Annotated in this window: 3 protein-coding genes; all 3 read left to right on the top strand. The window is 37.8% G+C overall.

The features are described 5' to 3' along the window. The first annotated feature begins 106 nt into the window (after window positions 1–106). On the top strand, window positions 107–1345 hold the full coding sequence (locus L1D46_RS19440) for an AAA family ATPase (protein WP_130052365.1): 1239 nt from the start codon (window positions 107–109) through the stop codon (window positions 1343–1345). A gap of 14 nt (window positions 1346–1359) precedes the next feature. Next, entirely contained in the window at window positions 1360–2322 is a 963-nt protein-coding gene (locus L1D46_RS19435; RefSeq protein ID WP_130052364.1) for a transcriptional regulator, read from the top strand. 415 nt (window positions 2323–2737) lie between these two features. Beyond that, the coding region (locus L1D46_RS19430) for a DEAD/DEAH box helicase (RefSeq protein ID WP_239978069.1) at window positions 2738–5867 on the top strand (3130 nt) is incomplete at its 3' end.

The following is a 5867-nucleotide window of genomic DNA, read 5'->3' as shown; positions in this document are numbered from 1 at the left end:
ATTTTTTATTAAATGTCTTATAAATAAAAGGTATGTCGTCTTAAATACTTGTTTACAGCAATTTGAATGGACATTATACTTAAAGCATAACTTTGAGGAAGAAAGTATGTCTATCAATAATAATGCGCTAGCCACTTATAGGTTACTAAAAGCGACAGCAGAAGTTGCTGAAAAATCGCTAGAAGGACGTATTCAACATTATCGTGCTCATCTAAAGTCTGAAGAAAAAGAACTTCGAACTTATACCCAAAAAGCAGCAGCTGATTTATTAGGCTGTAATAATCGTACCTTAAAACGACGCCATGATAATGGTGACTTTGATAAACTTAACATTAAACGTGGTGCAAATGGTCACTATGCATATACCTTAGTAAATATTTTTGCTATGGCCGATATCATGGATATTAAGCCTGATCACCGTACAGATGACGATAAATTACAAGTTATCGTTATCAATTCATTAAAAGGTGGCTGTGGTAAAACAACAAGCATGGTAAATATTGCCGCTGCACTTGCTACAACCAACATTAAACGCTATCGAATCGGTATTATTGATCTTGATCCACAAGGCTCTTCGTCAAGTTTTTTCCCACCAAGTGAGCCAGATCCGATCACTGTGGGTGACTTGATGCGTGATTGTATCGAGCTTGAAGAAAATGAAACTTGGCATGAGTTAGTAGGTAATTCTTTTTTACCTACCCACATTCCTAATATTCGTATTTTACCTTCAGGTATGGATGACTTTTACTTTGAGCATGAAACAGCAACTTTATTAAAAGATAGCTCTAGTTACGATAAAACACGTCACTATCATAAGCTGCTAGAAAAAGTTATCGAGCCAGTGAAAGACCAATTTGACATTATTCTAATTGATACAGCTCCATCCCTTAACTTCATGTTTTATAATGCATTAATGGCTTCAACTGCGATGCTTATTCCGGTTCATCCTGAAGCTGTCGACTTTGATGCAAACAATAAATATTTAAAACGATTAGGTGAGATTTACCATACAGTTGCAGCACTTGGTCACCAAGGTTGGGATTTTATGCAATTCTTGGTAACTAACTATGTTAAGGGTAACCACTCACAACGAGATATTGTTAAAGATGTTCGTAGTGCATTTGGTCGCCAAGTAATGAGCTATCCAATTAATCATAGTTCTGCTATCACAGCTAGTTCATCATCTTTTAACACCATTTTTGATCAAAAAACCTCTGACAGCTTAGCTAGTCGTGAGTCTTTACTTCGTGCTCAAGAAAATATCAAAGATGTAGTAGATGAGCTTGAAATGCTGATCCGCTCGAATTGGCAATCAACTCAGTCGTCTCTAAATTCAGCTAAGTAAGGTAAAGAATAAAAATGGCTAAAAAACGTAAAAATGATACCAGCTTAGATCCTTTTTCAACCTCAATTGAAAGTAGTAGCTTAGATGCTTTGCTTGAACAGGCATCGGCTGGCGATGTTATTAGTATGCCAGCACCTAGCGATCCTACTCGTCAAATTACCCTGGTGTGTAAGGTTATTCCTAGCTCAGAAATTGAATTAAGAACAAAGGTCTATGGTAAAAACCGCCGCGTACAATCATTACTAAATGAAAAGTCAGTTGCCGATATCCTTCCCGCAATTGCCGAAGATGGCCGCAACCAGCACCCTGCACTATGTTGGGATAAAGGTGACGAAATGCTTGTGTTAGCAGGCTCTCGTCGTCGTAAAGCATGTATTTTGAGTAACTCTGATTACTTAGTTTTAAGCTCTGAAGATTTTACAGATCAAGATGCTAAAATCCTTGCTGTATCATCAGACCAATACATTGCCCCAAGTCTGTGGGAGCTTGGTCAAGCTTATCAACAAACCCGTGATGAACTTATTGCTGAGGGTAAAAAGGGCTCTTATCGTGAGATTGCGGCAATTGAGGGGGTATCTCACACTGCGATTGCTGATGCTATCAAAGCTTATGAGAATCTCCCTGCAACAGTTTTGAGCCTTTATCCTACAGCTAACCATGTTGGCCGTGAAGTGGCCAAAAAGCTAATTAGTGCCAAAGAACGTGATGAGCAGTTATTCACTAAGTTAGTAAATGATGTGAGTAGTGATGCTGAAATAGCGCAGATTAGTAGTGATGATAAACGTGCTCTGGCAATTACGAAATTATTAACCGCTGAGCCTGCAACGCCAAGTCGCCGAGAAGCGCTCATCGACAGTGAGTTTGTTAGCGTACAGCGCAATATCAAAAGCGGCGATTTATCTGTCAAAATCGATAATAAAGTGATGACAGACAAACGTTTAGAGCAGTTAACTAAACTTTTAAATAGCTTTAATTAGTTAGTAAAATAATGATCTATCGCGCTTTTACTGTTAGTAAAAGCGTGATCCCAACCTCCCATTTGTTAGTAAAATAATGATCTAATAATATAAAAATAGCTACTCATTAGCCTCACAGATCAGTTTTTTACCAACTAATAACCCCTTTACAGGCTTTTTACTCCATAAATTTGTTTACTTAGTAAAAAAGCGATCTGTAAAGCCCCTGCCTTGTTATTAAGCTGTTTATATCTTGTGCGATTGTTGTTTGTTAAATGCTCAGAATGTCAATTTTCAACTTTCATTTTCTTTTAAAGCAGTTTTTTACTAAGTTATCAGCTCCAACCAGTCCAATATTGCTCAATAGTGCTTTAGCTCTGGGTCGATAGATCATATACTGGCAGAATTATTTTTTGTTTTTACTGCCATAAGCGTTATGTCTGCTAACTTATCCAAAAATGACTTATTAGCTATCTTTGAAGAAATAAAACAAGAGCAAGAAACTCAGTTTCCCCTGTCTGAGCGCTTCATTAAACAGCTGTTTAAGCCACATGTGTTAAGTAAAGCAAAAGAGTATCATCAGAACGGTCAAATAAACTGGTTAGAACATAACAGTGACTTTAGTGTTATTGATGCATCGATGTTTGGTAACGAAGGAAATACCTTCACTCAGCATATTGAGATCAGTAAATTACCAAGTGGATTTTCGGTCGATTCACACTGCACTTGCGGATCTAAAACCAAATGTCGTCATATTGCCGCCGTGTTACTTAAGCTCAAAATTGAACATTCAGGCGACTACGGTGAAGACTACATCATTAACGATTGGTTTAGTGAACTTAAGACGCTTAAGCAGATTGCCAACGAAGATGCCAAACAGGTTTTATTATTTGTTCTTGATGTAGAGAAATCTATAGTAACTATCACCCCGAAGATTGCTAATTATGACCCTGAACATAATTATACCCTAGGTCGAAATCTTACAGAGCAGCAATTAAACAGCTTTGTAACTCCTACTGATTTACTAGAGTCAGACTTTCGTTTATATAGTTGGATACGCTCACAAAATGCACTCGGTAAATTAGAGCTTAAAGGTCAATGGGGGTTTGCTGCACTACAGCAATTAATCGCTACGCAACGTTTGTTCTTAGGTCGTTCACGTCAAGCTATTAAAGCTGATAGCATGCAAGCTCTAGAGTTTGATTGGAAACAAAATAAAGACTTAACCTCATTGAGTATGACGCTAGCAGGCCAAGATAATTGGTTATTATTAAAAACAACACCTCCGACCTACCTTGATCCAGAAAAACTAAAAGTAGGTCGTATTCGTACTCCATTAACAGCTGATGAAATAGCTTTACTCGCAAATATGCCTGCAATTCACACTGAGAACTTTGACCGTGTTTATCAGCAACTCAATGATAACTTCGGTGAAGGGGTTATTCCGCATGCTTTTAAGCAAAGTAAAAAAAGCCTAGCTCGAACTGTATTCCCAGTCATCAGTATTCATAATGACGAGGGTACAATCCGCTTATCATTGCAGTTTAATTATCAAAACTCCTTGTATGATTTAAGCCAAGCTCCAGCGGATATACTCAACCAGTCATTAGAAAATACCGTTGTAAATGAATTAACCAATCTCGGTTTTGAATTATGTAAAGGGGCTTTACAAACTGAGTTTATCTTTAATAAACAATCAGTTATTCATGAGCATTGGCTAAAGTTTGAAATTATTCCTAACTTATTAAAGCGTGGTTGGAAAATTAATGATGAGTTAGAGGTCGGCAAAGCTCTAAAACAGCTTTCACTGCAAGTTGAGCGTGGTAAAGGACATCAGATAGTTAGTAAAATCGTGATCTCTGGAGTCAAAACGCAACAACTATTTATCACTGATAATAATATTTATCAGTCACTTAATAGACAAAGTGAGCGTTTCTATTATTTTACTGTAGGTAAACGCTTTGCGGTAGTTGAAAAGGTCGCGATGATGCAACTTAACGATTATCGTGAACGTTTTGAGCATATCAAAACGCGTGACGAAATCTTAATGCCGCTATCGTTTTTGCCAAAGCTTATTGAGCAAAAAGCGATTAAGGTGAATATTGTTGACGATGCGCTAGATGCTTACTTAGCTGAGTTAAGTGACTCACAACAACTTATTAAAAAGTCCGATATTCAAGGCTTAAACCAAGGTGTGCAATTACGTGAGTACCAACAGCACGGTGTTGATTGGCTCAACTTTTTAAAACGTCACCAGCTCGGTGGTATTTTGGCTGACGACATGGGACTAGGTAAAACCTTACAAGTTATCGCCTTTTTAGCTAACGCAAAACAATCACCTCAATCGGGTCCTACATTAATTGTTTGCCCAACAAGCCTTGTTGGTAATTGGCAAAGCGAAATTAATAAGTTTGCTAGCAACTTAAAAATCACCACAGTATTCGGTGCTGCTCGCAGCGACCAATTACAACAGCTGTCGCAAGCTGATTGTATTTTAACGACTTACCCACTGCTTAAGCGCGACATCGCTTTTTATTCGCCGCTTTATTTTGAAAATATCATTTTAGATGAAGCCCAATATATTAAAAATGATGCAGCTCAAGTTTCACGTTTGGTTAAGCGCCTTAATGCTGACTTTAAATTGTGTTTAAGCGGCACCCCTATTGAAAATAATCTATTTGAGCTTAAATCCTTGCTCGACTTTGCTATGCCGTCTTTACTTGGTTCGCAAACACATTTTAAAAGCTACTTTCAAACGCCTATTGAGCGTGATAACGATGTACAACGCGCTGACGAATTGAAGTCATTGATCATGCCATTTATCTTACGCCGAACTAAAGCGCAAGTTACTCAAGAGTTACCAGAGAAGACAGAGCTAGTAAAAGAATTTGAATTTGAAACTAAACAAAAAGAAATTTATACCGGTATAACTGAATCATTAGAGCAGAAATTGGTCGATCTATTTGCTCAGCAGGGTGTGCAAAAAAGTAAGCTGGCTTTTCTGGATGCATTATTAAAATTAAGACAAATTTGTTGTCACCCCAAATTGATAGATCCAACATCTCAAGCAGGCAGCGCTAAGCTTGAATGGCTTTCTAAACATTTACCTATCATGCTTAGTGAAGGCCGAAAGGTGATTATATTTAGTCAATTCACCATGGCACTTGATGTGATTGCGGAGCGATTAAATGAGCTTGGCATCAGCTTTAGTATGCTAACAGGGCAAACAAGACAACGCGATCGTGTTATCGAAGAGTTTACTCAAGGTGATACATCTGTGTTCTTAATTAGTTTAAAAGCCGGTGGTACAGGGTTAAACCTGACTCAAGCAGATACCGTGATTCATTTTGACCCTTGGTGGAACCCTGCTGTTGAGAAACAAGCGACAGATCGTGCTTATCGAATTGGCCAAACTAATCCTGTGTTTGTTTATAAATTGATTATGGCTAACTCAATTGAACAAAAAGTATTTAAAATGCAGCAGCATAAGCAAGCGCTTGTTGATGCATTATTTACTGAAAAATCAATGAGTTTTACTCAGTTTGATGAAGAGCAAATGCTTGCGC

This window comes from Pseudoalteromonas sp. Isolate3 (genome assembly GCF_022398505.1).
GTDB lineage: Bacteria > Pseudomonadota > Gammaproteobacteria > Enterobacterales > Alteromonadaceae > Pseudoalteromonas > Pseudoalteromonas apostichopi.
Note: the sequence above shows the minus strand (reverse complement) of the source record. Positions and strands in the feature narration are given on the sequence as shown.

Excerpts from the sequence above, each read along its gene's own strand:
- L1D46_RS19440 (WP_130052365.1), top strand. The coding sequence starts at position 107 with ATGTCTATCAATAATAATGCGCTAGCCACTTATAGGTTACTAAAAGCG.
- L1D46_RS19435 (WP_130052364.1), top strand. The coding sequence starts at position 1,360 with ATGGCTAAAAAACGTAAAAATGATACCAGCTTAGATCCTTTTTCAACC.